27 protein-coding genes and 1 pseudogene are annotated in these 26879 nt (G+C 71.3%); 18 read left to right on the top strand and 10 right to left on the bottom strand.

From position 1 onward, the window contains the following. The first annotated feature begins 4 nt into the window (after window positions 1-4). Genes ACN28F_RS04250 through ACN28F_RS04200 form a run of 11 tightly spaced genes read left to right on the top strand, consistent with a single transcriptional unit; the run spans window position 5 to window position 9817 of the window. Window positions 5-1363, top strand: coding sequence for an MmgE/PrpD family protein (locus ACN28F_RS04250; protein WP_281554293.1), 1359 nt, complete (start codon window positions 5-7; stop codon window positions 1361-1363). Between the two features lie 14 nt (window positions 1364-1377). Continuing rightward, entirely contained in the window at window positions 1378-2655 is a 1278-nt protein-coding gene (locus ACN28F_RS04245) for a RidA family protein (protein WP_289206803.1), read from the top strand. Further along, window positions 2655-3158, top strand: a complete 504-nt coding sequence (locus ACN28F_RS04240; protein WP_281554295.1) for an FAS1-like dehydratase domain-containing protein — start codon at window positions 2655-2657, stop codon at window positions 3156-3158. Before ACN28F_RS04245 ends, ACN28F_RS04240 begins: the two co-directional genes overlap by 1 nt. Then, on the top strand, window positions 3155-3604 hold the full coding sequence (locus ACN28F_RS04235) for a MaoC/PaaZ C-terminal domain-containing protein (protein ID WP_281554296.1): 450 nt from the start codon (window positions 3155-3157) through the stop codon (window positions 3602-3604). Before ACN28F_RS04240 ends, ACN28F_RS04235 begins: the two co-directional genes overlap by 4 nt. Then, complete coding sequence (locus ACN28F_RS04230) at window positions 3601-4758, top strand: acetyl-CoA acetyltransferase (protein ID WP_289206802.1); 1158 nt, start codon at window positions 3601-3603, stop codon at window positions 4756-4758. The genes ACN28F_RS04235 and ACN28F_RS04230 overlap by 4 nt, the downstream gene beginning before the upstream one ends. Further along, on the top strand, window positions 4758-5222 hold the full coding sequence (locus tag ACN28F_RS04225) for a Zn-ribbon domain-containing OB-fold protein (protein WP_281554298.1): 465 nt from the start codon (window positions 4758-4760) through the stop codon (window positions 5220-5222). Before ACN28F_RS04230 ends, ACN28F_RS04225 begins: the two co-directional genes overlap by 1 nt. Window positions 5223-5248: 26 nt before the next feature. After that, window positions 5249-6406 (top strand): acyl-CoA dehydrogenase family protein, encoded by a 1158-nt coding sequence (locus tag ACN28F_RS04220; RefSeq protein WP_281554299.1) that lies wholly within the window; start codon window positions 5249-5251, stop codon window positions 6404-6406. Beyond that, entirely contained in the window at window positions 6406-7266 is an 861-nt protein-coding gene (locus tag ACN28F_RS04215) for an HpcH/HpaI aldolase/citrate lyase family protein (RefSeq protein WP_281554300.1), read from the top strand. The genes ACN28F_RS04220 and ACN28F_RS04215 overlap by 1 nt, the downstream gene beginning before the upstream one ends. Beyond that, window positions 7263-7853: a hypothetical protein gene (locus ACN28F_RS04210; RefSeq protein WP_289206801.1), complete on the top strand. Its 591-nt coding sequence runs from the start codon at window positions 7263-7265 to the stop codon at window positions 7851-7853. The genes ACN28F_RS04215 and ACN28F_RS04210 overlap by 4 nt, the downstream gene beginning before the upstream one ends. A 4-nt stretch (window positions 7854-7857) precedes the next feature. Further along, entirely contained in the window at window positions 7858-8655 is a 798-nt protein-coding gene (locus ACN28F_RS04205) for a thioesterase family protein (RefSeq protein ID WP_281554302.1), read from the top strand. Then, window positions 8645-9817: an acyl-CoA dehydrogenase family protein gene (locus tag ACN28F_RS04200; protein WP_281554303.1), complete on the top strand. Its 1173-nt coding sequence runs from the start codon at window positions 8645-8647 to the stop codon at window positions 9815-9817. Before ACN28F_RS04205 ends, ACN28F_RS04200 begins: the two co-directional genes overlap by 11 nt. Window positions 9818-9848: 31 nt before the next feature. Here the strand turns inward: ACN28F_RS04200 and ACN28F_RS04195 are convergent, their stop codons facing one another. After that, a complete protein-coding gene (locus ACN28F_RS04195) occupies window positions 9849-10277 on the bottom strand; it encodes a helix-turn-helix domain-containing protein (RefSeq protein ID WP_281554304.1) in 429 nt (142 codons plus the stop codon). Next, a pseudogene (locus ACN28F_RS04190) lies at window positions 10278-10508 on the bottom strand (helix-turn-helix domain-containing protein); the annotation flags it as partial. 166 nt (window positions 10509-10674) lie between these two features. Here ACN28F_RS04190 and ACN28F_RS04185 point away from each other — a divergent pair. Beyond that, entirely contained in the window at window positions 10675-11532 is an 858-nt protein-coding gene (locus tag ACN28F_RS04185) for a helix-turn-helix domain-containing protein (RefSeq protein ID WP_281554305.1), read from the top strand. Further along, complete coding sequence (locus ACN28F_RS04180) at window positions 11519-11719, top strand: DUF397 domain-containing protein (RefSeq protein WP_281554306.1); 201 nt, start codon at window positions 11519-11521, stop codon at window positions 11717-11719. The genes ACN28F_RS04185 and ACN28F_RS04180 overlap by 14 nt, the downstream gene beginning before the upstream one ends. Window position 11720: 1 nt before the next feature. Here ACN28F_RS04180 and ACN28F_RS04175 read toward each other — a convergent pair whose 3' ends face one another. The 5 genes from ACN28F_RS04175 to ACN28F_RS04155 are packed head-to-tail and all read right to left on the bottom strand — an operon-like array spanning window position 11721 to window position 17113. Next, window positions 11721-12710 (bottom strand): ABC transporter ATP-binding protein, encoded by a 990-nt coding sequence (locus ACN28F_RS04175; protein WP_421357035.1) that lies wholly within the window; start codon window positions 12708-12710, stop codon window positions 11721-11723. Next, complete coding sequence (locus ACN28F_RS04170) at window positions 12703-13725, bottom strand: ABC transporter ATP-binding protein (RefSeq protein WP_289206800.1); 1023 nt, start codon at window positions 13723-13725, stop codon at window positions 12703-12705. Before ACN28F_RS04170 ends, ACN28F_RS04175 begins: the two co-directional genes overlap by 8 nt. Continuing rightward, complete coding sequence (locus tag ACN28F_RS04165; RefSeq protein ID WP_281554308.1) at window positions 13722-14582, bottom strand: ABC transporter permease; 861 nt, start codon at window positions 14580-14582, stop codon at window positions 13722-13724. Before ACN28F_RS04165 ends, ACN28F_RS04170 begins: the two co-directional genes overlap by 4 nt. Further along, the gene (locus tag ACN28F_RS04160; protein ID WP_289206799.1) at window positions 14579-15523 is read right to left on the bottom strand and encodes an ABC transporter permease; all 945 of its coding nucleotides are present in this window, start codon (window positions 15521-15523) and stop codon (window positions 14579-14581) included. The genes ACN28F_RS04165 and ACN28F_RS04160 overlap by 4 nt, the downstream gene beginning before the upstream one ends. Before the next feature lie 9 nt (window positions 15524-15532). Then, complete coding sequence (locus tag ACN28F_RS04155; protein ID WP_289206798.1) at window positions 15533-17113, bottom strand: ABC transporter substrate-binding protein; 1581 nt, start codon at window positions 17111-17113, stop codon at window positions 15533-15535. Window positions 17114-17393: 280 nt separating this feature from the next. Between ACN28F_RS04155 and ACN28F_RS04150 the strand changes: the two genes are divergently transcribed. The 3 genes from ACN28F_RS04150 (at window position 17394) to ACN28F_RS04140 (ending at window position 21558) form a co-directional block, all read left to right on the top strand. Further along, on the top strand, window positions 17394-19715 hold the full coding sequence (locus ACN28F_RS04150) for a rhamnogalacturonan lyase (protein WP_289206797.1): 2322 nt from the start codon (window positions 17394-17396) through the stop codon (window positions 19713-19715). A 115-nt stretch (window positions 19716-19830) separates the two neighbouring features. Beyond that, on the top strand, window positions 19831-20292 hold the full coding sequence (locus ACN28F_RS04145) for a type II toxin-antitoxin system PemK/MazF family toxin (RefSeq protein ID WP_421361248.1): 462 nt from the start codon (window positions 19831-19833) through the stop codon (window positions 20290-20292). A gap of 108 nt (window positions 20293-20400) precedes the next feature. Beyond that, on the top strand, window positions 20401-21558 hold the full coding sequence (locus ACN28F_RS04140) for a glycosyltransferase (RefSeq protein ID WP_289206795.1): 1158 nt from the start codon (window positions 20401-20403) through the stop codon (window positions 21556-21558). 136 nt (window positions 21559-21694) lie between these two features. Here the strand turns inward: ACN28F_RS04140 and ACN28F_RS04135 are convergent, their stop codons facing one another. Further along, window positions 21695-22345: a DUF4360 domain-containing protein gene (locus ACN28F_RS04135; protein WP_421357034.1), complete on the bottom strand. Its 651-nt coding sequence runs from the start codon at window positions 22343-22345 to the stop codon at window positions 21695-21697. A gap of 481 nt (window positions 22346-22826) precedes the next feature. On the opposite strand from ACN28F_RS04135, the gene ACN28F_RS04130 reads away from it, so the two are divergent. After that, window positions 22827-23474, top strand: coding sequence for a DUF4360 domain-containing protein (locus tag ACN28F_RS04130; RefSeq protein ID WP_289206793.1), 648 nt, complete (start codon window positions 22827-22829; stop codon window positions 23472-23474). 462 nt (window positions 23475-23936) lie between these two features. Here the strand turns inward: ACN28F_RS04130 and ACN28F_RS04125 are convergent, their stop codons facing one another. Further along, on the bottom strand, window positions 23937-24668 hold the full coding sequence (locus ACN28F_RS04125) for a hypothetical protein (RefSeq protein ID WP_353850581.1): 732 nt from the start codon (window positions 24666-24668) through the stop codon (window positions 23937-23939). 303 nt (window positions 24669-24971) lie between these two features. Between ACN28F_RS04125 and ACN28F_RS04120 the strand changes: the two genes are divergently transcribed. Further along, window positions 24972-25706 (top strand): cellulose binding domain-containing protein, encoded by a 735-nt coding sequence (locus ACN28F_RS04120; protein ID WP_289206791.1) that lies wholly within the window; start codon window positions 24972-24974, stop codon window positions 25704-25706. Window positions 25707-25843: 137 nt separating this feature from the next. Here the strand turns inward: ACN28F_RS04120 and ACN28F_RS04115 are convergent, their stop codons facing one another. Beyond that, window positions 25844-26800, bottom strand: a complete 957-nt coding sequence (locus ACN28F_RS04115) for a hypothetical protein (RefSeq protein ID WP_421357033.1) — start codon at window positions 26798-26800, stop codon at window positions 25844-25846. Between the last annotated feature and the right edge of the window lie 79 nt (window positions 26801-26879).

Here is a 26879-nt window from a genome sequence, read left to right as displayed (position 1 = left end):
CGCCATGATCGCCGCAGCGCTCGCCGACTGGGCGACCGGACCGCTCGACCCGCCGGCGGCGGTCCGGCGGGCCGCGCTACGGCACCTGCTCGACGGCCTTGGCACCGCCCTGGCCGGCCGGCGCGGCGGCACCGTCGACCCGGCGCTGCACGTCGCCCGCGACCTCGGCGGCCCACCGGAAGCCACCCTGCTCGGTGGCCGGGACACGATCGGTGCCCCCGCCGCCGCGCTGGCCGCCGGCGCCATGGTGCACGCGCTCGACTTCGACGACACCCACGCCGCCGGCCTGGTGCACGCCACCGCCGTGGTGCTGCCCGCCGCCTTCGCCGTCGGCGAGCAGGTCGGCGCCAGCGGCCGCGACGTACTGCACGCCGCCATCGCCGGGTACGAGACGGTCTGCCGGGTCGCCGCCGCCGCCCCGCACGGCTTCCACGCCCGCGGCCTGCACGCCACCATGGTCGCCGGGGTCTTCTCCAGCGCGCTGGTCACCGCCCGGCTGCTGCGGCTGGACGCCGCCCGCGCCACCGACGCGCTCGGCATCGCCGGCAGCCAGGCCGGCGGGCTGCTCGCCTTCCTGCACACCGGGGCGGCCACCAAACAACTGCACCCCGGCTTCGCCTCGCACGCCGGCATCCTCGCCGCCCGGCTCGCCGCCGCCGGCGCGGCCGGCCCGGCGAACGTCTTCGACGGCCCGCACGGCGTCTTCGACGCCCTGGCCGCCGGCCCCGTCGACCCGGCGTCGATCATCGCCGGCCTCGGCCAACGCTGGGAAACCCTCCGGATCGGCATCAAGCCCTACCCGGCCTGCCAGCTGTCGCACGCCGCGATCGACGCCGCCCGCGCCGCCCGCCGCCAGCCCGGTTTTCCCGCCGACCCGGCCGCGATCGCCCGGATCGACGTCGACGTGCACCCCGACTCGGCACCCACGGTCTGCGGGCCCGGCCGGGACCTGACCCGGCCGGCCACCCCGTACGCGGCGAAGTTCTCGCTGCCGTGGAGCGTCGCCGCGACACTGCTCGACGGCGACCTGACCACCGCCAGCTACCGGCCCGACGTCATCGACCGCGCCGACGTGACCGCCCTCGCGGCCCGGCTGCACTGGCGGATCGTCGCCACCGGTGGGCACGCCGCCGACGCCCCCGGTGCCGTCGTGGTCACCCTGGCCGACGGCACGACCGTACGCGGCGCGGTGCCGCGCAGCGGCGGCGGCCCGGACACCCCGCTGACCGACGACGAACTGGCCGCCAAGTTCCTCGGCAACGCCGGCCCGGCCGGCGCGCCCGTCGTCGACCTGCTGCGCCGCCTCGACGACCTCGACGACCTCGACCCGATCATGGCGGCGCTGGCCGCCGCCGGTGACTGACCAGGGAGACGCCCGTGCCGCCCGCCGCGATCCGACCCGCCGACTTCCCCTGGTTCCCGTACGACGGGTTCACCTTCTGCCTCGGGCTGGCCGACGGCGACGCCGCCTGGACCTCCGGGCACACCGCCGCCGCGCTCGACACCACGCTCGGCAAGATGACCGTCGGCGGTGACCTGGCCACCCAGACCGCCACCGCGTACCGCAAGGTGCTGACCATCCTGGAAGCCGCCGGCTACGGACCGGCCGACGTCACCCGGGTGACCGAGAACGTCACCGTGGCCGGCCTCGACGACTACGCCGCCGCGGCCGCCGTGCGCGCCGAGGTGTTCGGCGAGCACCAGCCGGTGGTCCGTACCGTCGTGGTCGAGCGGCTGGTCCGCCGGGCCGCGCTGATCGAGATCGAACTGCACGCCGTCGGCGGCGGCGGCCAGTTGCTTGTCGCCAGCGAACCGCGAGCCGCCGGCAGCTGGGTGCCCTCACCGGTGCGCGGCGGCCACGACGGTGCCGTCTACCTGCCGACCATGCTGCCGGTCGACGCCACCGGCGAGGTGGTCCACCCGGGCGACTTCGTCAGCCAGTACGCGTACTGCCTGGACCGGGCGCAGGACCTGCTCGTCGCCGCCGGTCTGTCGCTCGACGCCGCCGTCACCACCTACGACTACTCCACCCCGGCGACCCGAGAGGTGTACCGCAGAACCCACCGGGTCCGCGCCGAACGGCTCGGCGGTGCCGGCGTCTACCCGGGAGCCGGTGGCATCCTGATGAGCCGGCTGCACCATCCCGATGCGCTGGTCGCGATCGACGTCACCGCGTCGCGGCATCCGCTGGAACTGGTCAACCCCGGCTGGTCGCGGTACGACTCGCTGACCTACGCCCCCGGGGTGAAGGCCGGCCGGACCCTGTACATGTCCGGTTTCGCCGCCCTGGACATGCGGACCCAGCAGGCACTGCACCCCGACGACATCGGCGCGCAGGCCGAGGTGACCTACGGGGCGATCCGCGAACTGCTCGACCACGCCGGGCTCGGCCCGCAGGACCTGGTGGAGACCACCGAATTCTGCGTCGCCTCGGCGATCGGCGACTACCGGGCGGTCGCCGGGGTACGCGAGCGGCTGCTCAGCCCGCCCTGGCCGGCGTCGACCGGGGCGATCTGCGCGGCGCTGCTGCGCCCCGAGTTCCTGCTGGAGGTCTTCCCGACCGCCGTCTACCCCGAGCCCGCCGACGAACCGGCCGAGCTGGCCGTCGACCGGGTCGAGCCCGCCGACGGGCCGAGCACCGCTGGAGGTAGCTGATGGGTCTGCTCACCGACGAGCTGCGGGCGCTGCTCGGCACCCGCAAGGTCTACACCGCGCCGGAGGCGCTCGGTGCGGCCGCCGGGCGCTACTTCGCGATGGCGGTCGGCGACGACAATCCGATCTACCGCGACGGCGACTACGCCCGGGCGCACGGCCTGCCCGGGGTGACCGCCCCGCCGACGCTGATCTGCGAGACCGGCCAGTACACCGGGCTGCCGATGGCCTCCGACGGCTACGCCGGCCACTCCTGGCACCTGGACGTGCCCGGCACCCGGCAGGTACGCGGCGGCAACACGTACACCTTCCACCGGCGGGTCCGTCCCGACGACGTGATCACCGCGACCTGGGAGATCCACGACCTGACCGAGAAACGCACCCGGGGCGGCGGCGACATGCTGGTCGTCGGCTCCCGGGCCACCTACACCAACCAGCACGGCGAACTGCTGGCGGTCAACGAGGAAACCATCATCCTGGTCGCGATGGGCGGTGATCCGACGTGATCGCGCAGGTCGGTGACACCCTGCCGGGGCTGGAACGCACCATCGCCCTGGCCGACATGGTCGCCTACGCCGGCGCCACCTGGGACTGGTACCGGTTGCACTACGACCCGGAGTTCGTGGCGGCCGCCAAGGTGCCCGGCCCGGTCGTCGACGGCCAGGTCTTCGGCGCGCTCTTCGTCGAACTGGTACAGGACGCCTTCGGGCCGTACTGCTTCGTGCGGCAGCTCTCCTTCACCTTCCGCAACCTGATGTTCGCCGGTGAGACGGTGCGTTGCACAGGCACGGTGGTCAAGGTCGACGGCGACCGGATCGAGGTCGAACTGGCCGCCGTCATCGCCGCCAGCGACTACGGCCCCGAACGTCCGGCGGCCCGGCCGGCCCGGGCTGTCGTCCTGCTCGGCACCGCCGACGGACCAGGCGCGGGCACCGCCGACGGTGTGCCGTGACCGGGCGGGACCGGGCGGCGGTGGCGATCGTCGGGGCGGCCGAATCCGACCTCGGGGTCACCACCGCGTCGACGCTGACCCTGCAGACCCAGGCGGTCACCCGGGCGTTGGCCGACGCCGGGCTCACCCTCGCCGACGTCGACGGGCTGGCCACCACCGGCATCTCCCGCTTCTCGACCACCGCGCTCGCCGACCACCTCGGGCTGCGGCCCCGCTGGGTCGAGGCCAGCTTCGTCGGCGGCAGCGCCGCCGAGATGATGGTGGCCCGCGCCGTGCAGGCCATCGACGCCGGCCAGGCCAGCGTCGTGGTGGTCAGCTTTGCCTCCAACCAGCGGTCGGCGCGCTCGCGCAGCCTCGCCGGGGTGATCGAGGAGCACACCCCGGAGGCGCAGTTCGAGACGCCGTACGCGCCGCTGTTCCCGATCTCCTACTACGCGATGGCCGCCCAGGCGTACCTGCACCGCTACGGCGGCAGCCCGGAGCAGCTGGCCGAGATCGCCGTCGCCGCCCGCGAATGGGCCCGGCTCAACCCGGCCGCCTACCGCCACGGTGCGCCGCCGCTGACCGTCGACGAGGTGCGGGCCGCCCCGACGGTCTGCACCCCGCTGACCGTCGCCGACTGCTGCCTGGTCACCGACGGCGGCGGCGCGATCGTGCTGACCAGCGCGGACCGGGCCCGTGACCTGCGCCGGGTGCCGGTCGCGGTGCTCGGCTACGGCGAACGCTCCACCAACACGTCGATGACCGCCGCCGACGACATCCTGGACACCGGGGCCCGCGAGGCCGGCGCGGAGGCGTTCGCCCGGGCCGGGATCACCGCCGCCGACGTCGACGTGCTGCAGGTGTACGACTCGTTCACCATCACCGCCGCGCTCAGCGTCGAAGCTCTCGGTTTCTGCGGCGAGGGCGAGGTGCTCGACTACATCGCCGGCGGCCGGATCCGCCCCGGCGGTGACCTGCCTCTGGACACCTCCGGCGGCGGGTTGTCGTACTGCCACCCCGGCCAGTTCGGGGTGCTGCTGCTGGTCGAGGCGGTCCGCCAGCTGCGCGGCGAGGCCGGTGCCCGGCAGGTGCCGGGCGCGCGGATCGCCGTCGCGCACGGCACCGGCGCGATCCTGTCCACCCACGCCACCGTCGTGCTGGGGGTGTCGTGATGAACCCGCTGCCCGAGGTACCACCCGCCGACGACCTGACCGCCGACTGGTGGCAGGCGACCTGTGAACACCGCCTCGTGCTGCAGACCTGCACCGGCTGCGGTCACCATCAGCATCCGCCCCGCGCGGTCTGCGTCCGCTGCGGCGACACCACGCGGCTCGGCTTCACCGAAGCCAGCGGCGACGGCACCGTCGACACGTTCACCGTCGTGCACCGGGCGCCGCGCCGCGACCTGGCGGTGCCGTACACCATCGCCCGGGTCCGGCTCGCCGAAGGCCCGCTGCTACTCACCCGCCTCGACGGCTTCAGCCCCGGCACCGGGCCGGACGATGACGCCGACGATGCCGGCTGGCGGATCGGCGACCCGGTCACCGTCGACTGGGTCGACCTGCCCGACGGCCGCGCCCTGCCGGTCTTCCGTCGACCCACGCCACGCCGACCCACGCCGGCCGATCCCCGCTGAGCCCGCCGACCACCCAGGAGACCCCGATGGACTTCACCCTCACCGAGGAACAGCGCGAGTTCCAGCAGCTGCTGCGCTCCTTCGTGGACCGCGAGATAATCCCGGTGGCCCGGGAATGGGAGCAGACCGGCCGCTACCCGACGGAGATCGTCAAAGGCATGGCCGACATGGGCCTGTTCGGCGTCACCGTCCCCGAGTCCTACGGCGGCCTCGACCTCGATCCGGTTTCGTTCGCCCTGGTCTTCGAGGAGATCTCCCGGGGCTGGATGGGCATCGCCGGCATCCTCGGCAGCCACTCGCTGGCCTGCCGCATGATCGCCATGCACGGCACCGAGGAGCAGAAGCAGGCGTACCTGCCCGCTCTGGCCACCGGTGAACGGCGCACCGGCATCGGGCTGACCGAACCCGACGCCGGCACCGACCTGCAGGGCATCCGCACCACCGCCCGCCGCGACGGCGACCACTACGTGGTCAACGGCACCAAGATCTGGATCACCAATGCCCGGTACGCCGACCCGCTGCCGGTCCTGGTCAAGACCGACCCGCAGGCCAGCCCGGCACACAAGGGCATGAGCATCCTGCTGATCGACGCCGACCTGCCCGGCTTCACCGTCACCAAGGACATCCCCAAACTCGGCTACAAGGGCACCGAGTCCTGCGAGATCCTGCTCGACGACGTCCGGGTGCCCGCCGACCGGCTGCTCGGCGGCGTCGAAGGGATCGGTCTCAAGCAGGCGCTGTCCGCCCTGGAATGGGGCCGGGTCAACATCGCCGCCCGGTCGGTCGGCATCGCCCAGCGGGCCCACGAGGAGGCCCTCGGTTACGCCCGCCAACGTAAGGCGTTCGGCAAGCACATCGCCGAGTTCCAGGCCATCCAGCTCAAGCTCGCCACCATCGCGACCCAGGTGCAGGCGGCCCGGCTGATGGCGTACTGGTCGGCCGACGCGGTCCGCCAGGGTCGCGCCGACGCGCAGACCGGCATGGCGAAGATCTTCTGCTCGGAGGTCGCCCTGGAGGCCGCCATCGACGCGATGAAGATCCACGGAGGTTACGGCTACTCGACCGAGTTCGAAGTGGAGCGGCTGTACCGCGACGCGATCCTGATGAGCATCGGCGAAGGCACCAACGATGTGCTGCGTACCGTCGTGGCGAAGGCCCTCGTACGTGGCGAGGTGACCGTCTGATGGGCGACCCGGTGCCCCCCCGGTCCTACCTGTACGTGCCCGGCCACGCCGCCGACAAGCTGGCCAAGGCGGCGCGGCGCGGCGCCGACGCGCTGATCGTCGACCTGGAGGACGCGGTGCCGCTGGCCGGCAAGGCCGCCGCCCGCGAGGCCGTCGTCGGCTGGCTCACCGCCGGACCCGGCGACCTGCCGATCTGGGTACGGGTCAACTCCGGCCCGCTGCGCGACACGGACCTACGGGCCGTCGCCGGCCAGCCGGGGCTCACCGGCGTGGTACTGGCCAAGGTCGGCACTGCCAGCGAGGTCGCTGCCGCCGCCCGGGTGCTCGCCGACGCCGCCGACCACGACACGCTGCTGATGCCGATGGTGGAGACCGCCGCCGCGCTGCTCGACATCGCGGCCATCGCCCGGCAGCCCCGGGTGTACCAGCTGCAGCTCGGTGAGGTCGACCTGGCCGGCGAACTCGGCCTGGAACCGGGCGCCGACGACGCCGAACTCGCCCCGACCCGCAGCCAGGTCGTGGTGGCCAGCGCCGCCGCCGGCATCCACCCGCCGGTCGGCCCGGTTTCCCGGATCACCGCCGACGAGGCGGCGCTGGACGCCTCGACCCGCCGGCTGCGCCGGCAGGGCTTCGTCGGCCGGGCCTGCATCCACCCGAACCAGCTGCCGGTGGTGCATCACGTCTACACGCCGACGGCCGCCGAGATCCGGGCGGCCCGCGACACCATCGCCCTGCTCGAGGCGGCCACCGCCGACGGCACTGGCGTGATGCTGGACGCGGCCGGCCGGCTGGTCGACGCGGCGGTGCTGCGTGGCGCCCGCCGTACGCTGACCCTGGCCGAACGGGCGGGCCTGGGATGAGCGGCGGCAACCGTGCCCCACGCGCTCCACGGCCGGAGCAGGTCGACCTGACCGCGGCGCGGCATCCGTGGCAGGAGGTGCCGATGCCCGGTGCCAACCTCGGTTTCCACCTCACCCGGCTGGCCTCCCGGTCGGGGGCGTTCGTCGTGCACGGCCACTTCCCGCCCGGTTTCTCCCGCGACGTCGCTGGCGGCTACCTTGTCGACGAGGAGTTCGTCGTGCTCGCCGGGGAGCTGCACCTCGGTGACGCCACCTACCGGCGTGGCGACCTGACCTACATCCCGGCCGGCGCGGTCCGGACCCGGATGACGGCACCCGGCGGTGCCACCGTGCTCGCCTGGTTCGGCGGCCCGGCGGTGTTCCATCCCGCCGACGCGCTGCCCGCCGGTGCCGCGCCGGTCGCCGAAACCGTCCACCTCGGACCGGGAGCCGCACTGCCGGACCTGCCCGGTGCCACCTGGACGCCCGGCGATCAGATCCCCGGCGGGGCCACCGGGGACGTGGTCAGCGCCGACCTGTCCGGCTGGCGGCGACTCGGCACCGGACCGGCACCACGGCCGGGCGACTACGTCCGAGTGGAGAAGTAGCCGGATGGGCGCTCCGGTCTTCACCCAGCGGTGGCTCGGCATGCAGGGCATCTTCGGCGGCTTCGTCCTCGGCCGGGTCGTCGAGGCCGCCGACAGCGTCGACGGCTTCGCCCCGCAGGCCGTCACCATGCACTTCGTGGCCGGGGTGCGCCCCGGTCCGGTGGAGCTGATCACCGAGACGCTGCACCGGGGCCGGTCCACCGCCAGCCTGCGGATCACCCTGGCCCAGCAGGGCCGGGCCCGGGTGCATGCGCTGGCGTCCCTGGTGCCGGTCGGGCAGGAGTTCAGCTGGCGTCGTCGCGAGGATCCGGCACCGTGGGGCGACCCCGAGCAGTTGCCGGCGTACGCGCCCCGGCACCGGCCGCTGGCCTACAGCGCCCAACTGGACGTGCGGGCCGCCGGCCCGCCGAGCCTCACCGACGGCACCGCCGCCTGGGTCCGCATCTCGCCGCAGACCGATCTGGGTGAGACGCTCGGCCCGCACGCCGTCGCCTCGGTCTACCTCGACGCGCTGCCGCCGGGGCTGTTCGCCCTGGCCGAGCCGCCGCACTTCGTGCCCTCGGTGGACTTCACCATCCACTTCGCCCCCGACCTCGGTGACGTCGCCGGCCAATGGCACCACGTGACCAACCGGACGGTCTGGTCGACGGCCGGCTTCTGCGTCGACGAGTCGACACTGCACGACCGGGCCGGTAACCCGATCGCCCAGCTCCGTCAAGGTCGGGCGATCCAGTGGCGGGATCCGCGCCCCGACCGGGTGCAGGCCGACGCCGCGTCGCCGGGAGCCGCCGATGGCCGGTGACAACCGGATCCTCGCCGGCCTCGACCTGGACGCCACGTTTCTCGCGGAGGAGCATCGGGCGCTGCGCACCCTCACCCGCCAGGTGGTCACCCGCGACATCGTGCCCGCCGCGCCCGACTGGGAACGGCAACGGCGGGTGCCACCCGCAGCCTTCGCCCGCCTCGGTGAGCTCGGCCTGCTCGGGTTGTCGTTTCCGCCGGAGCTCGGCGGCGGGGGTGCCGGCGTCCGGGGCGCGGTGGTGTTCAACGAGGAACTGGCCCGGTCCACCTTCGGCGGGGTGGCCAGCTCGGTCGGTACCCACACCGACTTCTCGGCGCTGCACCTGGCGCGCGCCGGCACGGCCGGGCAGATCGACCGTTGGCTGCCGGGGATCCTGGCCGGGCGTACCGTCGCCGCGCTCGCGGTGACCGAACCGGACGCGAGCTCCGACCTGACCCGGCTGGCGGTACGGGCCCGCCGCAACGGGGACAGCTATCAGCTCGACGGCACCAAGACGTTCATCACCAACGCCAACATCGCCGGGATCTTCCTCGTCGTGGCCCGCACCGGCGGACCCGGTCGGCACGGACTGTCGCTGTTCGCCGTCGAACGAGACACCCCCGGCCTGGCCAACGGGCGCACCTTCGACAAGTCCGGCTGGCACAGCTCCGACACCGGCGAACTGGTCCTCACCGGCTGCCGGGTGCCGGCGTACGCCCGGATCGGCGCCGAAGGAGACGGCTTCGCGCTGATGATGGCCGGCCTCGACCACGAGCGGCTCTGCCTGGCCGCGCAGGCGGTCGGGCTGGCCGAGGCGGCGTTGGCCGCGGTCCTGGCCTCGGTGCGGCTCCGACCCGCGTACGGCGGGGTGCTCTGGGACAAGCAGGCGATCCGGCACCGGGTCGCCGACCTCGTCGGCCGGCTCGCCGCCGGCAAGACGCTGCTGTACCACGCCGCCACGCAGGCCGACCGGGGTGCCGACACGCGGGCGTACGCCGCCGTGCTCAAGTCACAGCTGCCGGAGCTGGCCAACGAGATCGCGTACAGTGCGGTGCAGTTTCTCGGCGGTGCCGGGTTCGTGCAGGACGGACCGGTGGAGCGGATCGCCCGCGACGTGCGGTTCCTGGCCATCGGCGGCGGCTCCACCGAGGTGATGCGCGACGAGGTGGCCCGCCTGCTCTGACCAGGCACGCACAGTCCTCACTACCTGGCGATCAGACTTCAGGCGCGTCAAGAAGGTCGCTGGATGCTGGCGGCATCCGAAGGATCTTGGTGAAGCGGGTGCGGACATCCTGATCGGCGATCTTGAGTAGGTCGTCGAGAGCCGCCTGCATCGCCAGACTGGGCTGCGTGGGCTGCCTGTGGTCCTCCCACGCGGTGACGGTCGAAGTGGCGACGCGAATCCGTTCGGCGAACGCTTCGACGCTGAGCCGCAATGCCTCTCTCAACGCGAGAACTTCCTGCCTGCCCCATCGAGCGATCGTGAGCGCGCATTCACAGCCGGCTGAACTGGCCATCCATCCGTCAGCCGGATACGTCGGCGCGGCTGCCTGACGGCGTCGCAGTCTGTCCTGTTCGGCGGCCCACGTTCGATGTGCCCGGAGCGTGTTGACCAGGGTGTGGAGCTTGTCGAACGCATCCACCAGCGTTCCTCCGGCGCCAAGTTCGCGATCGGCTCGTTCCCAGAAGCTACGGGGTATTGATTCTCGGCCGATCTCTACATTAGCTACTGCACTTCGGGAGTAGGCGGTCCGCTTGGCGAGGGCAGCCTGGGTCATGCCGGCTGCCTTGCGCCAGTGAGCTAGTCGACGACCCAACGATTTTTGCACCTCGCGAATCTGTTCAGAAGTAACCGTCCCGAGGGCCGAGTCCATTTGATCACCTGTCTCGTCTGCCGAGAAATGCGTACGAGTGCGACCTGTCGCCGTTTTGCGTCGCGGCCTACTGTCCGATAGTGATGCAGCATCGTACGATGTAGGCAAGTGTCAGGCCGCGATGCCTACGTGGACTCGCTGGTGGCGCATAAGGGAGGATCAACGCATGGCCGGTTTCACTCCACCGACGCCTCGGTCTCGCCGTCTCGGCAGGGAGCTGCGGCGACTACGCGAGGCACGCAGTCTCACGCAGGGAGACGCGGCCAAGCTGCTCAAGTGCTCGCAGCAGCGGATCGCCCGTATCGAGTCCGGCGACATCAAGCCGCGTCCGCGCGATGTGCTGGAGATCCTCGTCGCCTACGGCGTCCCACACGACGAAGAGCACGGGCTGGCGCTCCGTAACATGGCCGAGCAGGTGCGGGAACAGGGCTGGTGGCAGCGGCTCAACACGCTGCCGGCCCGCTACGCCACGTTCATCGCCTACGAGGCTGAGGCTACGGATCTTCGGCAGTTCCAGCCGACCCTCATCCCTGGGCTCATCCAGACCCGCGCGTACGCCGAATCGGTGATCCGCATCGGTCGGGAGACCGACCAAGAGGAGATCGTTCAGCGTGTCGAGGCGCGTCTCAAGCGTCAGGAGGTGCTGACGCTGCGCCAGCCGCCGCTTCGGCTGCAGGCGACCATCACGGAGCAGTCGTTGATGTTGGAGGTCGGCGACGTCAATCTTCGTCGCGAGCAACTGGACCACCTCATCAAGGTCTCCGCGCTACCCAACGTCACCGTGCAGGTCCTGACGCTCGCCGCCGGTGCCCACCTCGCCGTGCACGGTGGGTTCGAGGTCCTGACGTTCGTGGATGGTGATCCGCCTCTTGGCTACATTGAGACCCTGGCGGGAGAATTGTTCCTGGAGTCGCCAGAGGAGATTCGGCGGCTCACGGGCGTGTTCGATCACCTGCTCTCCCTGGCGCTGTCGCCCAGGGAGTCGATCCGATTGATTCAGGAGAAAAAGGATGGACTCGGTTAAGTGGTTCAAGTCCAGTCGATCCGGCAACAACGGGTCGTGTGTGGAGGTCGCTGACCTGGGCGGGAACGCTGTCGGGGTAAGGGACACCAAGGCCCGGGGGCAGGGGCCGATCCTGACGTTCACACAGGTTGAGTGGCAGGCGTTCATCGGTGGCGCGAAGCTCGGGGCGTTCGACTTGACCGACTGACTCAACCGCGACGCTCGTCGACGAGATGGCAGGCGGCCAGGTGACCGTCGCCGCGTACGGTCAGGGCCGGATCGTCGACGGCGCAGCGGTCGAACGCGGCCGGGCAGCGGGTCCGGAACCGGCAGCCGCTCGGCGGATCGGCGGGGGAGGGGACAGCGCCCTGCAGGATGATCCGCTGGCGGGAGCGTTCGGCGACCGGGTCCGGCACCGGCACCGCCGACAACAGCGCCCGGGTGTACGGGTGGGCCGCCCGGGTGAACAGGGTGGCCCGGTCGGCGATCTCGACGATCCGACCCAGGTACATCACCGCGATCCGGTCGCTGAGGTGCCCGACGGCGGCCAGGTCGTGGGCGACGAACAGGTACGCCAGCCCGAGCGAGTCGCGCAGGTCCTCCAGCAGGTTGATGATCTGCGCCTGGATCGACACGTCCAGGGCGGCGATCGGTTCGTCGGCGACGATCAGGTCCGGCTCCCCGGCCAGCGCACGGGCGATCCCGATGCGCTGGCGCTGCCCGCCGGAGAACTCGTGCGGATGCCGGTTGGCGTGGTCGGGGTCCAGGCCGACCAGTTCCAGCAGCTCACCGACCCGGTGCCGGCGGGCCGTCGCGCCCTTGTGCAGGCCGTGCACGTCCAACGGCTCGGCGATGATCGCACCGACCGACATCCGTGGGTCGAGTGAGGCGTACGGATCCTGAAAGATCATCGTCAGGTGCCGGCGCATCGCCCGCATCCGGCGCAGACCGAGCGCGGTCAGCTCGACGTCGCCCAGGGTGACCGTGCCGAAGGTGGGCTCGACCAGCCGCAGCACCGCCAGCCCGGTGGTGCTCTTGCCGCAGCCGGACTCGCCGACCAGGCCGAGGGTCTCGCCGGCGGCGATGTCGAAACTGACCCCGTCGACGGCCCGAATCGGCTGGGCCGACCGGCCCATGCCGCGCTGCGGAAAGTGCACCTGCAGGTCGGTCACCCGCAGCAGCGGCCCATGCTCAGCCATCCTGGCCTGCCGGTACGTCGTAGAAGCAGGCCACCCGGTGCCCGCCGGCGGCAACGGTACGCAGCGGCGGCACCTCGCTGGCCGCCCGCTCGTCGTGCCGGTAGCCGCAGCGCGGGTAGAACGCGCATCCGGGCGGCAACGCCGTCGGGTCCGGTGGCTGGCCGCCGATGGTCGCCAGCCGACGTGGCCGCTCGACGCCGACGCGCGGCACCGCCGACAGCAACCCGATGGTGTACGGGTGCCGGGGTGCGGCGTACAGGTTGTCGACGCCGGCCTCCTCCAGGATCCGGCCGGCGTACATCACCGCGACCCGGTCGGCGATGCCGGCCACCACCCCGAGATCGTGGGTGATCCACACGACGGCGAGCCCGAGCCGTTGCTGCAGCCCGGCGACGACGTCGAGGATCTGTGCCTGGGTGGTGACGTCCAGCGCGGTGGTCGCCTCGTCGGCGAGCAGCACCCGTGGCTCGCAGGCCAACGCCATGGCGATCATGACCCGTTGGCGCATGCCGCCGGAGAACTGGTGTGGGTAGTCGTCGAGCCGGCGGCGGGCGTCCGGCAGGCCGACCTGGTCGAGCAGGTCGGCCGCCCGGTCCCGGGCGGCGGCACCGGTGGCGTGGCCGTGCAGCACGATCGGCTCGACCAGCTGCGACCCGATGGTCTTTACCGGATTCAGCGACGTCATCGGGTCCTGGAAGACCATCGCGATCTGGTTGCCCCGGACCCGGCGCAACTGCCGTTCGTCGAGGGCCAGCAGGTCGGTGCCGTCCAGCAGGGCCTGCCCACCGACCCGGGCCGGCTCGTCGAGCAGCCCCATCACCGCCAGCGCGGCGACCGTCTTGCCGGAACCGGATTCGCCGACGATGGCGAGGGTCTCGCCGGCGTGCACGTCGTAGCTGACCCCATTGACCACCCGGGCGACGCCGCGTCGGGTGCCGATGCGCACCGTCAGGTCGCGTACCGACAGCACCGGGTCTCCGGTGGCCGGGGCGTCGCCCGTCGGGTCGCCGCTCATCCGCCCTGCCCTCTCGACTCGATGACGGAGCGCTGCCGTGGGTCGAGCGCGTCGCGCAGCCCGTCGCCGACCACGTTGAACGCCAACACGGTCAGCAGGATCGCCAGGCCGGGGAAGATGCCCATCCACGGGGCCAGGCTGACGAAGTCGCGGCCCTCGGCGAGCATCCGGCCCCAGGCCGGGTCGGGGCGCTGCACCCCGAGGCCGAGGAACGACAGTGCCGCCTCGGCCAGGATGGCGAAGGCCAGGCTCAGCGAGGTCTGCACGATCACCGGCGCGGCGATGTTCGGCAGCACGTGCCGGACGAGGATTCGCAGATCACCGGCACCGACGGCGCGGGCCGCCAGAACGTACAGCTGGGTGGTGGCGACCATGGTCGCGGCCCGCACGATCCGGGCGAAGATCGGGGTGTAGACGATGCCGATCGCGATCATCGCGTTGGTGATGCCGGGCCCGAGGATCGCCAGAACGGCGATGGCGAGCAGGATCGCCGGGAACGCGAACAGGACGTCCATGGTGCGCATCAGCACCGCGTCGGCCGCGCCCGCGTAGTAGCCGGCGACCAGGCCGATCGCCAACCCGGCGGCGAGCGAGATGCCGACCGCGACCATCCCCACCTGCAGCGACACCCGGGCACCGACCAGCACCCGGCTGAGCACGTCGCGGCCCAGGTTGTCGGTGCCGAACGGATGGGCGGGCGACGGTGCGGCCAACCGGCCGGGCACGTCGATGGCGTTCGGGTCGTACGGGGCCAGCCACGGACCGAACGCGGCGACCACGGCCAGCCCGGTGAGCACCAGCAGCCCGGCCAGTGCCAGCCGGTTGCCCAGCAGCAGGGTGAACAGTCGGCGGGTCACCGGTGGCGCACCCGGGGGTCGAGGTAGCTGTAGAGCAGGTCCACCAGGAAGTTGACGACGAGGAACATCAGCGCGACGGCCAGCACCGCGCCCTGCAACAGGCTGTAGTCGCGGCGCACCACCGCGTCGTACGCCAGCCGGCCCAGCCCCGGCCACTCGAAGATCACCTCGACGATGACGACGCCGCCGAGCAGGAAGCCGAGCTGCAGGCCGACTGCGGTGACGATCGGGATCCAGGCGTTGGGCAGCACGTGCCGGCGGACCGTCTGCCAGCGGGACAGCCCCTTGGCCCGGGCGGTACGCGCGTAGTCCTGGTGCAGCGCCTCCAGCACCGCCGAGCGGACGAACCGGGTCAGCACCGAGCCGGAGATCAGCCCGACGGTCAGCGCCGGCAGCACCAGGTGCCGCAGCGCCCGCACCGGATCGTCCAACGGGGACACGTAACCGGAGGCCGGCAGCCAGCCCAGCACCAGGGCGAAGAGCAGGATGTACATGATCCCGCTCCAGAAGTCCGGCACCGAGACCCAGAGCTGGCTGAACGCGGTGGCGACCCGGTCGATCAGCGATCCGGAGCGCACCGCCGAGATGATCCCCAGCGGCAGCGCGATGGCCAGCGCGACGGTGAGCGCGGCGCCGGCGAGCAGGCTGGTCGGGCCGAGCCGGGCCAGCAGCAGCAGGGTCACCGGCTCACCGCTGCGGAAGCTGACCCCCAGGTCACCGGTGAGCGCCCGGCCCAGCCACCGGAAGTACTGGACGACGATCGGCTGGTCCAGCCCGGCCCGGGCCCGCATCGCCTGGTACAGGCTTTCGTCGAAGCGGGTGCCCAGGGCCAGCCGGATCGGGTCGCCGGGCACCAGATGCACGATGAGGAACACCGCGACGCTCACCCCGAGCATCGCGATCACCGCCTGCAGCGCCCGCCACAGCAGGAAGCGCGCCATCGCGCCGGCTCAGCCGCCGAGCCGTACGGTGCGCAGTCGGGTCTTTCCGTCGGGGTGCATCTCGACCCCGGACACCTGCGGCACCCAGGCCAGCGAGGCCTGTGGACTGTAGAGGTAGCCGTAGCTGACGTCGTCGATGATGAACCGGGCGGCCTGGTCGTACAGCGGCTTGCGGTCCGCGTCGGCGACGGTGGCCCGTGCCTGGTCGAGCAGCTGGTCCACCTGCGGGTTGGCGTACCCGTGGAAGTTGAACGAGCCGGTCGAGTGGTGCTGGCCGTAGTAGGCGTACTCGCCGTCGAGGTTGTTCAACCAGCCCAGGACGTAGCAGTCGTAGCTGCCGGCGCCCTGCTCGTCGAGCCAGCTGGCGAAGTCCAGGGTGCGGATCTCGACGTCGACGCCGACGTCGCCCCACTGGCTGGCGAGCACCTCGGCGGCCGCAAGAGTGTGTGGGAACTCGTTGGTGAGCATCAGGTCCATGCTCAGGTCGGTCACGCCGGCCCCGGCGAGCAGTTCGCGGGCCTGGTCCGGGTCGTAGCTGAACGGGGCGTAGTCGGTGGCCCAGAAGTTGCCCGGCGGCATCGCCGACTGCACCGGTGTGGCGGCGTCGAAGTACGCGGCCTGGGCGACCTGCTCCCGGTCGATGGCGAAGGACAGTGCCCGCCGCACGTCGATGTCGTCGAACGGCGCCCGGTCGAAGTTGCAGGTGAAGTACCAGTAGTCGTTGCTGGCCAGTTGGCCCAGCTCGACCGCCGGGTCGTCGCGCAGGGTGGCGACCTCCTGCGGCGGCACGTTGTTTGTCAGGTGCACCGCGCCGGTGCGCAGGTTGGTCAGCGCGGTCGTCGGCTCGGAGATGAACCGGAACTCGACCCGGTCGACGTGCGGTCCGTCGCCCCAGTAGTCCTGGTTGGCCTCCAGGATGATCCGGTCGCCGGGGGTGTAGCTGACGAACCGGAACGGCCCGGTGCCGATCGCGTTGGTGGTCAGCCCGTCACCGTCGATCAGCTCGGGTGCGACGATCGCCATCCCCTTGAACCCGCCGACGTTGGCCAGCAGGTTCGGCGTCGGCTGGGTGAGGACGAATTCGACGGTACGGTCGTCGACCGCGCGTACCTCGTCGACGGTTTCGAAGCGCCAGGCGTTCGCGGCGGTCTCCGCGTCGGTGATCCGGTCGAAGCTGGCCACCACGTCGTCGGCGACGAACTCGCGTCCGTTGTGCCAGGTGACGCCCTCACGCAGGTGGAAGGTCCAGGTCAGCAGATCGTCGCTGACCTCCCACTCGGTGGCCAGGGCGGGTTGGAAGCTGAGGTCGGGGGCCGGCTCGACGAGGGTGTCGTAGACGTTCTCCAGCACCAGGAACGTCGGTGAGGCGGTGGAGACGTGCACGTCCAGACTGTCCGGTTCGCTGGAGATCGCCACGACCAGGGTGCCGTCGGACGGTGCGCCACCGTCGTCGGTCTCCAGGGATTCGCCGGTCGTGCAGGCGGCCAGCGTGAGCGCCGTGACGGCGGCGAGACCGGTGAGGCGGGCCGCTGCGGTACGGGTGGTATGTGCCGGCCGGTGCCGGTACGGGGGTGCCGGGAGGTTGTTCAACCGTCTATCTCCTACCTCGTTGTCGCCGTTGCGGGCTTGACGGGCTCGGTCGCGTGACGGGCCTGGGCATCGCCGGATGAAAGGCCGACCCTAGTCGATCGGTCGATGGGTCACAACTCGACGACGTGTGGTGATTGTCGACGGTGAACGGTCTGGCCGGAGCCATGGTGGAACGATTCATTGCCGGCGGATCGCGGTTTCCACCCTTGACAGTCGGTCGACCATATTCATAACCTTCAGTACATTGTATCGTTTCATCCTCACCCGAGGAGAGCCCGGTATGAGCCGTCGCCGCCCCACCACCGGAAGGGCACTGATCATCGCGGCCTGCGTCGCCGGGTCGACCCTGACCGCCGCACCGGCATCGGCCGTGCCGGGCCACCCCGGTCCGCCGGGTGCCGGGCCGGGTGCCGTCCACCTCGAACATCTCGACCGGGGCCTGGTCGCCGCCGCCACCGCCGACGGGGTGTTCCTCAGCTGGCGGCTGCGTGGCGACGAGGTCACCGGTCGGCAGGCCACCGGCATGACCGGCGTCGACTTCCACGTCTACCGGGACGGCCGACGGATCGCCACCGTCACCGACAGCACCAACCACCTGGACACCGCCGCCCCCGCCGCCGGCGCCCGGTACCAGGTCGCCGCCCTCGTCCGTGGTCGCGAGGTCGACCGCAGCGCCGTCGTCACCCCTTGGTCGCAGGCGTACCACGACCTGCCGTTGCGCCGCCCGGCCGACGGGGTCACCCCGGCCGGTGAGCCGTACACCTACGCCGCCAACGACATGAGCGTCGGCGACGTCGACGGTGACGGCCGGTACGAGTTCGTCGTCAAGTGGGACCCGTCCAACTCCAAGGACGTCTCCCAGGTCGGCTACACCGGGCCGGTCTACCTCGACACGTACCGCCTCGACGGCACCCTGCTGCACCGCATCGACCTGGGCGTCAACATCCGGGCCGGGGCGCACTACACCCAGTTCCTGGTCTACGACTTCGACAGCGACGGCCGCGCCGAACTGATGCTCAAGACCGCCCCCGGCACGAAGAGCATCCGCTACCGGTCCGACGGCCAGGTGGCCAGCGAGCGGTACGTCACCATGCCGGCCGCCGACCGCCGGGCCGGCCACACCCACACCGACGACCACCGCATGTCCGCCGCCGACTACCACGAACACCTGGTCGGGATGTTCCGTGGCTGGCACACGCATCCGGAGGTGGTCGCCGGCAACTGGCCGGCCACCCTGGAACAGGCGTTCGGGCTGGCGCCGACGTACGCGTACCCGCTGTCGGACGCGGACGCACGGGCCCTGGTCGACCACTTCGTCGACACGTACGCCCCGTCGCGCAGCGCGCGCAACAACCTGCGTGCCTTCGAGGGCTTCATCGTCGACGGCCCCGAGTACCTGACGGTCTTCGACGGTGCCACCGGCCGGGAACTGCAGACGATCCCGTACAAGCCGGGCCGGCACGACGACGGCCTGATGTGGGGCGACTACGCGATGGCGCGCATCGAGCCGGGCAACCGCGTCGACCGGTTCCTGTCCGCCGTGGCCTATCTCGACGGCGTACGCCCCTCGGCGGTCTTCGCCCGTGGCTACTACACCCGGTCGACTCTGGTCGCCTACGACTGGAACGGGCGTCGGCTCACCCAACGGTGGTACGTCGACAGCGGCTGGACGCCGATGAGCAATCCGTTCAACGACTCCCCGCACGGCCGTGACGGCACCGACGACGAGTTCGCCACCATCACCACGCAGGGTCAGCATTCGGTCAGCGCCGCCGACGTCGACGGCGACGGCCGTCACGAGATCGTCTACGGCGCGGCCGTCATCGACCACGACGGCAGCCTGCTCTACAGCGCGTTCGCGGCGATGCCGCCGGCCAGCGCCGCGCCGGGCACCACGGCCCGGCTCGGCCACGGCGACGCCATGCACGTCACCGACATCGACCCGGCCCGACCCGGTCTGGAGGCCTACCTGGTCTTCGAAGGCGGGCCGTGGGCGCCGTACGGGCACGCCCTGCTCGACGCCGGCACCGGTGAGGTGATCTTCGGCGACTACACCGGGGTGGACACCGGTCGGGGCATGATCGGCGACATCGACCCCGACCGGCCCGGCCACGAGGTCTGGGCGGTCAGCGGCATCGGCCTGCGCGACGTCACCGGTGCCCGGATCGCCGACCAGATCCCGGGCACCAACATGAGCATCCGGTGGGCCGCCGACGGCACCACCCAGATCGTCGACGGCGCGATCGACCAGACCCCGACGATCACCGACTGGCGCCGGGGCCGGCTGCTCACCGCCGACGGCACCCGGACCAACAACCACACCAAGGGCAATCCGGGTCTGGTCGCCGACGTCTTCGGCGACTGGCGGGAGGAGTTGCTGGTCCGTACGGTCGACAGCGCGGCGGTCCGGATCTACCTCAGTACCGAGGTGACCGACCGCAAAATGTACACGCTGATGCACGACCCGCAGTACCGGGCCGAGGTCGCCCGCCAGCAGACCACCTACAACCAGCCGTCGTACCCCGGCTTCCACCTGGCGTCCGACACCGACTTCCGGCGGGTCCCGGTGCCGCACCTGCGGACACCGCGAGGACCGCGCTGACCCGTCCCGCCGCGACGGTCGTCGCCCTCCCGGTGACACCCCCGCCGCGCCCCGGCGCGGTGACACGGAGGGGATCCGGCTAGGCTGTCGCGCCGTGGGCAGACTCTGGCAGGGCGTGACCGCGACCGTTGGCCGACTCACCGGGCAGCGTGTCCCGGCGCAGCGGGCCCCGAAGCCGGCCCGCCCGGCCCGGCCCCGCCAGGTGGCGAGGCTGCAGCGACGGGAACTGTCCTACGCGCCGGAGCTGGACGGACATGCCGATCCCGGCGAGATCGTCTGGACCTGGGTGCCGTACGAGGACGACCCGCGCCAGGGCAAGGACCGGCCGGTGCTCGTCGTCGGGCGGACCAGCCGCACCCTGTTCGGGCTGATGCTGTCCAGCCAGTCCGACCGGGACGGGCAGCGGCACTGGCTGGCGTTGGGCGCCTGGGGCAAGGACGGCCGACCCAGCTGGATCCGGCTCGACCGGGTGCTCACCATGCGGGAGGACAGCATCCGCCGCGAAGGCGCGATTCTGGACCGGGCCCGGTTCGACCGGGTGTGCCACGCGTTACGGGGCGGGTACGGCTGGTCTTGACCAGGATCGGGCTGACCTCGCGGTCAGCGACAGTTCGCCGACACGTCACGTGTCCGTGGACCGCAGGCCGACCAGCAGCCCGCATGCTCGGCGCATGGTGACCGCGTCATGAGGATCGTCCGGCTGGCGAATTTCATCACCGGCAGCTCCGGTGGGCTCCGGACCGCCCTGCGTGAACTGGGCACCGGCTACCTGGCCGCCGGCCACGAGCCGGTGCTGATCATGCCGGGGGCGGTGGACTCGGACGAACAGACCGGCCAGGGCCGGGTGATCACCCTCGCCGGCCCGGTGGTCCCCGGGACCGGCGGCTACCGGGTGCTGGTGGCCCGGTCGCGGCTACGCCGGTTGTTGACCGAGCTGGCCCCGGACCGCCTGGAGGTCTCCGACCGGACCACGCTTCGGTGGACGGGGCGGTGGGCGCGCCGTGCCGGTGTGCCGTCGGTGATGGTGTCCCACGAGACCCTCGACGGGCTGTTGGGGCTGCCGTTCGGCGGACGTCGCGCGTCGGCACGACTGACCACCCGGATCGCCGACCGGCTCAACGCCGCCACCGCCGCCAGCTTCGACACGGTGCTGTGCACCACCGGGTGGGCCGCCCGCGAGTTCGCCCGGATCGGCGTCGACAATCTGGTACGGGTCCCGCTCGGCGTCGACCTCGAACGGTTCCATCCTCGGTGCTACGATCCTGCCGTCCGGCAGCGGTACGCCCCGGCCGGTGAGTTGCTGGTGCTGCACTGTGCCCGGTTGTCGGCGGAAAAATGTCCGGAACGGGTGCTCGCCGCCCTCGCGCAGTTGCGCCGCCGCCGGGTCGCGGCGGTGGGAGTGTTCGTCGGCACCGGTCCTCGCCAGGCAGGGCTGCGTGAACAGGCCGCAGCCGCCGGCCTGGCGGTGCACTTCGCCAACTACGTCGACGACCGCACCGAGATCGCCCGGTTGATGGCCAGCGCCGACGTGGTGGTCGCACCGGGGCCGGTGGAGACCTTCGGGCTGGCCGCGCTGGAGGCGTTGGCCAGTGGCACGCCCGTGGTGGTCGCCGCCGAGAGCGCGCTGCCGGAGGTGGTCGCCGACGCGGGACTGGCCGCCACCGGTGGGGGAGTCGGCTTCGCCGACGCGATCGTCGAGCTGGCGCGGCGTCCGGAGTCGGCCCGGCGGGCGGCGGCCCGGGCGCGGGCCGAACGGTTCCCCTGGTCGGCGTCGGTGGACGGGTTTCTGCGTGCCCATCGCACGGTGGGCACCCCGGTCGGCCTGCGGCTCACCGGACGATGACGCGGCACGGTCGCGAGGCGTGGGCAGCGGAGCCGCTGCCCACGCCCGTCGGATGCGCCTCGGTGCCCGTCGACGCTGTTCGCCTGCCTGTCGTGGCGACCTCGGTGCTGGCGCGTGGCAGGTCAGCCCAGCGCGGTCAGCACCGCTGCCAGGCAAGGTTGAACAAGGTGTCGATGTCAGCGTCGGTGCTGGTCATCGACATGGTGGTGATGCCTGCGGACGTGCCGGCGTCGACCCGCAGCTCGGTGTTGATGTTGAGCACCCGCTGCTGTCCACAGGGCAGGTAGGACAGCACCGGTGCGGCGTCGCGGGTGGACCAGAGCCCGTGGTACGGCCCGTCGAAGGTCTCCTCGGTGCGGCTGGAGTCCGAGGATCCCTGCCAGTAGTAGTTGGTGCGCTGCAGACCGGCCGCCCCGGCGGGCACTGCGGCGCGGCCCCGGTAGTCGGCGGTGGCGACGGCGAACGTCCAACCGGCCGGCACCGTGACGAGGACGCCGAGCTGGCAGTTCCGCCGACTGGCGGCGGGGTCGGTTCCGCCGCCAGCGCTGGCGACGAAATCGAAGTAGCGGATCCGGAAGCCGGAGCCGTCGGGTTGGGCGACGACCCTGGCCGTACCGGGCGCGCAACCGGAGCCGTTGGCGGCGAGCACCTCGACGGAGATGCTGCCCTCGGGGGCGCCCGCCGGGTCGACCGGTGCCGCGTGGGCCGGCGCGACCAGACACAGCGCGAGGGCCACGCCGAGTGCGGTGCCGATTCCGCGTCCGGTGCCGACGAGGTTTCTAGACATACCAATCCCCTCCCGGGTGGAGCCGATATCAACCGGATGGAAACGTGCGGTGGTGCCGAACAGCCCGCGCGGCTCCTTGCTCTCTGGGTTCCTGGCGCAGGGTCGCAAGTGGTTGGAACGGTCACCTCGCTGGTGGCCCGCGAATGCATGATAACCAGATGCGGCGAGCATCGCAAGCATTGTTGTTCACCAATGCAATACCGGAGGAGTCCGCAAATTGATCACTGCTGGGCGCGATCTGCCGGAGATGCCGTCCCGATTTCGGGGCTTATGTCTGGCTGGAATGGCTGTTGCGCTCGCAGTGTGTGTCGGCGCGGCTTCGGGTCGACCTTCGGATAATGGCGACTTGCGTCCGGTTCTCGGTCGGATTCGGCTCAACTTTGTGTCAGTGTTCAGCATAAACATTAGACGTTGACATTCATCGATGCCAGAAGTAAGTTGGCGCGCATGCAAGGTCAAATCAAGCCTTGGAGGTAGTTTCATGCGCAAACTGCTGACGCGCGGCGGTGTGGTGCTCGCGCTGCTCGCCTCGTCACTGATCGCGGGGGCGCCCGCGTCCGCTCGCAGCATCATGGACGACCCACCCGCCGACAAGGTCGTCATCGAGTTGGTCGCGATGGCCGGCTCCGGTTGCGAGCCCGGCACTGCGGACGTGGCGGTCTCGCCGGACAACACGGCCTTCACCACGATCTACAGCGACTACCTGGTCCAGGCCGGCCCCGGCATCCCGGTCACCGACGGGCGCCGCAACTGCCAGCTCAACGTGCTGGTGCACGTCCCGGCCGGCTACACCTTCGCGATCGTCAAGGTGGACTACCGGGGGTACGGCCTGCTCGAGCCGGGTGCCATCGCCACGCAGATGGCCAACTACTACTTCCAGGGCATGACCGAGAGCACCTCCACCAACCACCCGATCGCCGCGCCGCTGGACGACAACTGGGTGGTCACCGACGAGGTCCCGATCGGTTCCGTGGTCTGGCACCCCTGTGGTGAGCTGCGCAACCTCAACATCAACACTGAGCTGCGGCTGACCAAGGGCACGTCGACAGGGGAGAGCTTCCTGACGATGGACTCGACCGACGGCAGCATCGAGACCACCTACCACATGGCCTGGCAGCCCTGCCCCTGAGCCGACGACATGGCGAGGCCCGGAGACCTGTCCTGTCTCCGGGCCTCTGGGCTGCCACCCACTTGCTGTCGTCAACACGTTTAACGGGCCGGATCACTCTCATGACACCGGGTTTTGCCCTTAAACTACCGCGCCGCGTGGAGGCGCGGGCTGGAATCGAACCAGCATCCAGCTGTCCCTGTCCGTCCCTCCTCGACCTGACGACCGGTGGCGAATGCTGAGCGTGGAGCGAGAGTCTGAGGGTGAACGCGGCTGCCTCTGCCAGTTGGGCCACCCCGGTGTGTGGTACCGGGGGCGGGACTCGAACCCGCACTGGGACCGCTTCGTCAGCTTCTGCAATCAGCTTCAGCGTGGTGCTCCATCTCCGTCACCCAGGAGATTCTCCGGGTGACGGCCACCCCCGGGGCTCAGTCCGGGGGAGACTGTGAGGGTAGCCGAACCGCCGCGCAGCGGCCGGTTCCACTACCCGAAAAGGTAGCCGAAGACAGCGTCGCCGACCCGCTGGTCGGTGACCTCGGCGCCGTTGGCCTCCTCGCGGGCGAACTTCACCGCCATCTGCAGCGTGGAGATCCGGTCCAGCAGCTCGTTGACCCGCCGCGCCGGCAACGCTCCGGAGAACTTCACCGTCGTCCAGTAACCGATCGGGACGTCCTCGTAGTAGACCTCGACCTGCGCCGGGTGCTTGTCGGTCGCCTCGGCCTTGACGTGGTTGCGGGGCACCTTCCTGGTCTTCACGGTCCGCACCGGATCGGTCCGCCAGGAATCGGTCGACTCGTCGCGGCTCCACGACTCGGCGGCGTCAAGCACCGGCAGCTTCTTGACGAAGGTGTGCAGGTCGACCAGTTGCTTTTCCAGGAAGAGCAGATACGACACCGGTACGGCGGTGATCAGTGTCCGACCGTCGACCGTCACGTCCGCGGTGGCCCGGGTGTTCGCCCAGTCCTTGGTGGCGGTGACGTCGAACAACCGGGTGAGGGTCTTCGCCACGTCCCGCAACACCTGTTCGGCGTGCACCTGCACCCGGGTCGACTCGGGTGGGAACTGCTCGCCCTCCTCGTCCTTCGGCTGGTAGGTACGCGAGATCCCGGACAGCAGCGGTTGCTTCTGCACCGCGTGATGCGCCTCGGTCAACTCCGCGAAGGACTTGCTCTTGACGCCCTTCTCCACCGCGATGATCTGGTTCAGCTTGGTCACGGCGGCCATGATCGCAGGTGCGGTCAACCCGGTCGACGGGATATCGCCGTACGGCATAGCGAGACGTTCACGTCGATCGATGGTTGTAACGATCATTGGAGCGTGTCAGAATTTCGGGACCGTCGCACCGGAGCCAGTGCGGGCCGTCCGAACCGCACCGTCGAGTTCCGTTCCCGGTCGCCGCACCCACTGTGGTGGCAGCCCACCCACCGGCGGGAGCACCAGCCGCGTACCCCCGCCAGAGGTGCCATGCGCTCTGGTCCGCCGGTCCGACCTGCCCCGACAGCTCACGAGGAGCCCGTAATGCCGCACCGACTCGGCGTCGCGCTGACCGCCGCGATCGTGACCGCCGCCGCCTGGGCCGGCCCGGCCCAGGCGACCCCACCGCCGGGCACCGCCGCCACGGCGACCCCGCCCCCGGCGTGCCCGCCGGTGCTGCCGCTGACGGCGTCGGTGACCGGCACGACCGAGACCAGTGTCACGATCAGCTATTCGATGTTCGTGGTCGGCCCACCGTGTGGCTTCACGCTGCCGCTGACCATGACCCTGTACACCAGCCAGGCCGACGCGCAGCAGCAACGTGACCCGGTGGCGACCGCGACGTCCGGTCTGGAACAGCACGGGTCGATCACCGTCGACGGGCTGACACCCGACACCGCGTACTGGTTCCGGTTCGCCGGTGCCGACGGACGCCAGGAGATGCTCCACATCGGTGGTCCGGCCCGGACGGTGGCGGCGACCGGGTGCGTCGCATCCGCAGTGGTGGACGCGAGCTGGCCCGGCGGATACCTCAGCACGGTCACTGTCCGCAACATCGGGTCGCGGCCGTTGAACGGCTGGGCGGTCTCCTGGCAGTGGCCAGGGGACGAACGGATCCAGGCGGCCTGGGGTGGCCAGGTAGATGCTGACGGACAGTCCGTCGTGGTCCGCGACGTGGCCTACAACGGGACGGTGGCGCCGGGCACGACGATCACCTTCGGCCTGGTGGTGGCGAGCGGTGGTGCGCCGGCCGCGATCGACCCGGCCTGCGTCGGCTGACCGGGCAGGGCGGTTCGTCCTAGGATGCTCTACGGGTGGTGCCTTCCGTCACCCGGACAGCATGCAGCCCCGGAGCCGGTCCGGCCCGGGCGGTGGGCGGGGGTGCGGCAGCACGCCGACACCCCCGCCCGTCGGGGTCAGGGCTGGCTACGCGGCCCGTCCGGCCCCAACGTGTCGATGAACTCGTGCGGCCCGCCGAGGTCGACCACGCTGCGCGCCTGCGCCGCCCGGGTGGCCATCGCCTCGGCGGCGGAGTCGGTCGGTACGCCGGCCCGCCGCGCCGCCTCGGTCACCCTGTCGTACGCCTGCTCGGCCAGGATCAGCGCCTGCCGGTAGTCGTGCCGGCTCAGCGACCGCTGGGCCGCCCCGAGGAGCCGGTCGGCCGCCCGCAGCTCACCACGGGCCCGGCCAGCGTGCCGACTGTCCAGGACCTCGCCGGCCAGCCGGTTCGCCGCCTCGTTGTACGCCGCGGTGAGGAACCGGTCGCTGTTGTCCCGGTCGAACTGACTGAAGTCCCAGTTCAGGTCGATGTAGCTCATCATCGAGTTGACCTGGTCGCCGTACCAGGTGGTGTTGCGCCGGGTGTCGACCCCTGCCGGCGGGTTGAGCGCCAGCCACCGCTCGACGCTGGCCGCGTCGATGTGATGGTTGTCGGTGATCGTGGTGACCGCGTCACGTTGCTCGTTGTAGAGCTCCTGGTAGATCGTCAGCGGAGCCGGTGTCGCCAAGCGGCCCAACTCGGCGAAGAACCGGTTCTCGTACCGCTTGTCCGCGTACCGCACGCGATAGTCGTAGGTGTAGGTCAGTCCGAGCTTCTCCACCTGGTCGTACCACAGCCGGGACCGCACCACCGGCTCGTAGCCGCTCGGCAGGCCGGCCAGGTACGCGTCCCGGTCGACCTGCGCCGGTTGGTATCCGAGGAACACCACGTTGACCGGCACCTTCTCGGTCAGCTTCGGTGCGCCACCCGGGTTGAGGTGCGAGAAGCCCGAGCCGGCCGCCTGGCTGGCCGGCGCCAGCGACACGATCATGAGCAGCGCCGCCGCTATCGCCGTCAGCGTCGCCGCCGACGCCCGCCCTGTCCTTGTCGACATCCGGTTCCCTTCGTCGCCGATCGGCTGCGGCCGGGTCCGGCCGCCGGTCCGAAGCGCAGGACGGATCGCCCTCCGCTGT

The sequence above is a fragment of the Solwaraspora sp. WMMA2101 genome, from assembly GCF_049179175.1.
Lineage (GTDB): Bacteria > Actinomycetota > Actinomycetes > Mycobacteriales > Micromonosporaceae > Micromonospora_E.
This window is presented reverse-complemented; position numbering and strand designations above follow the sequence as displayed.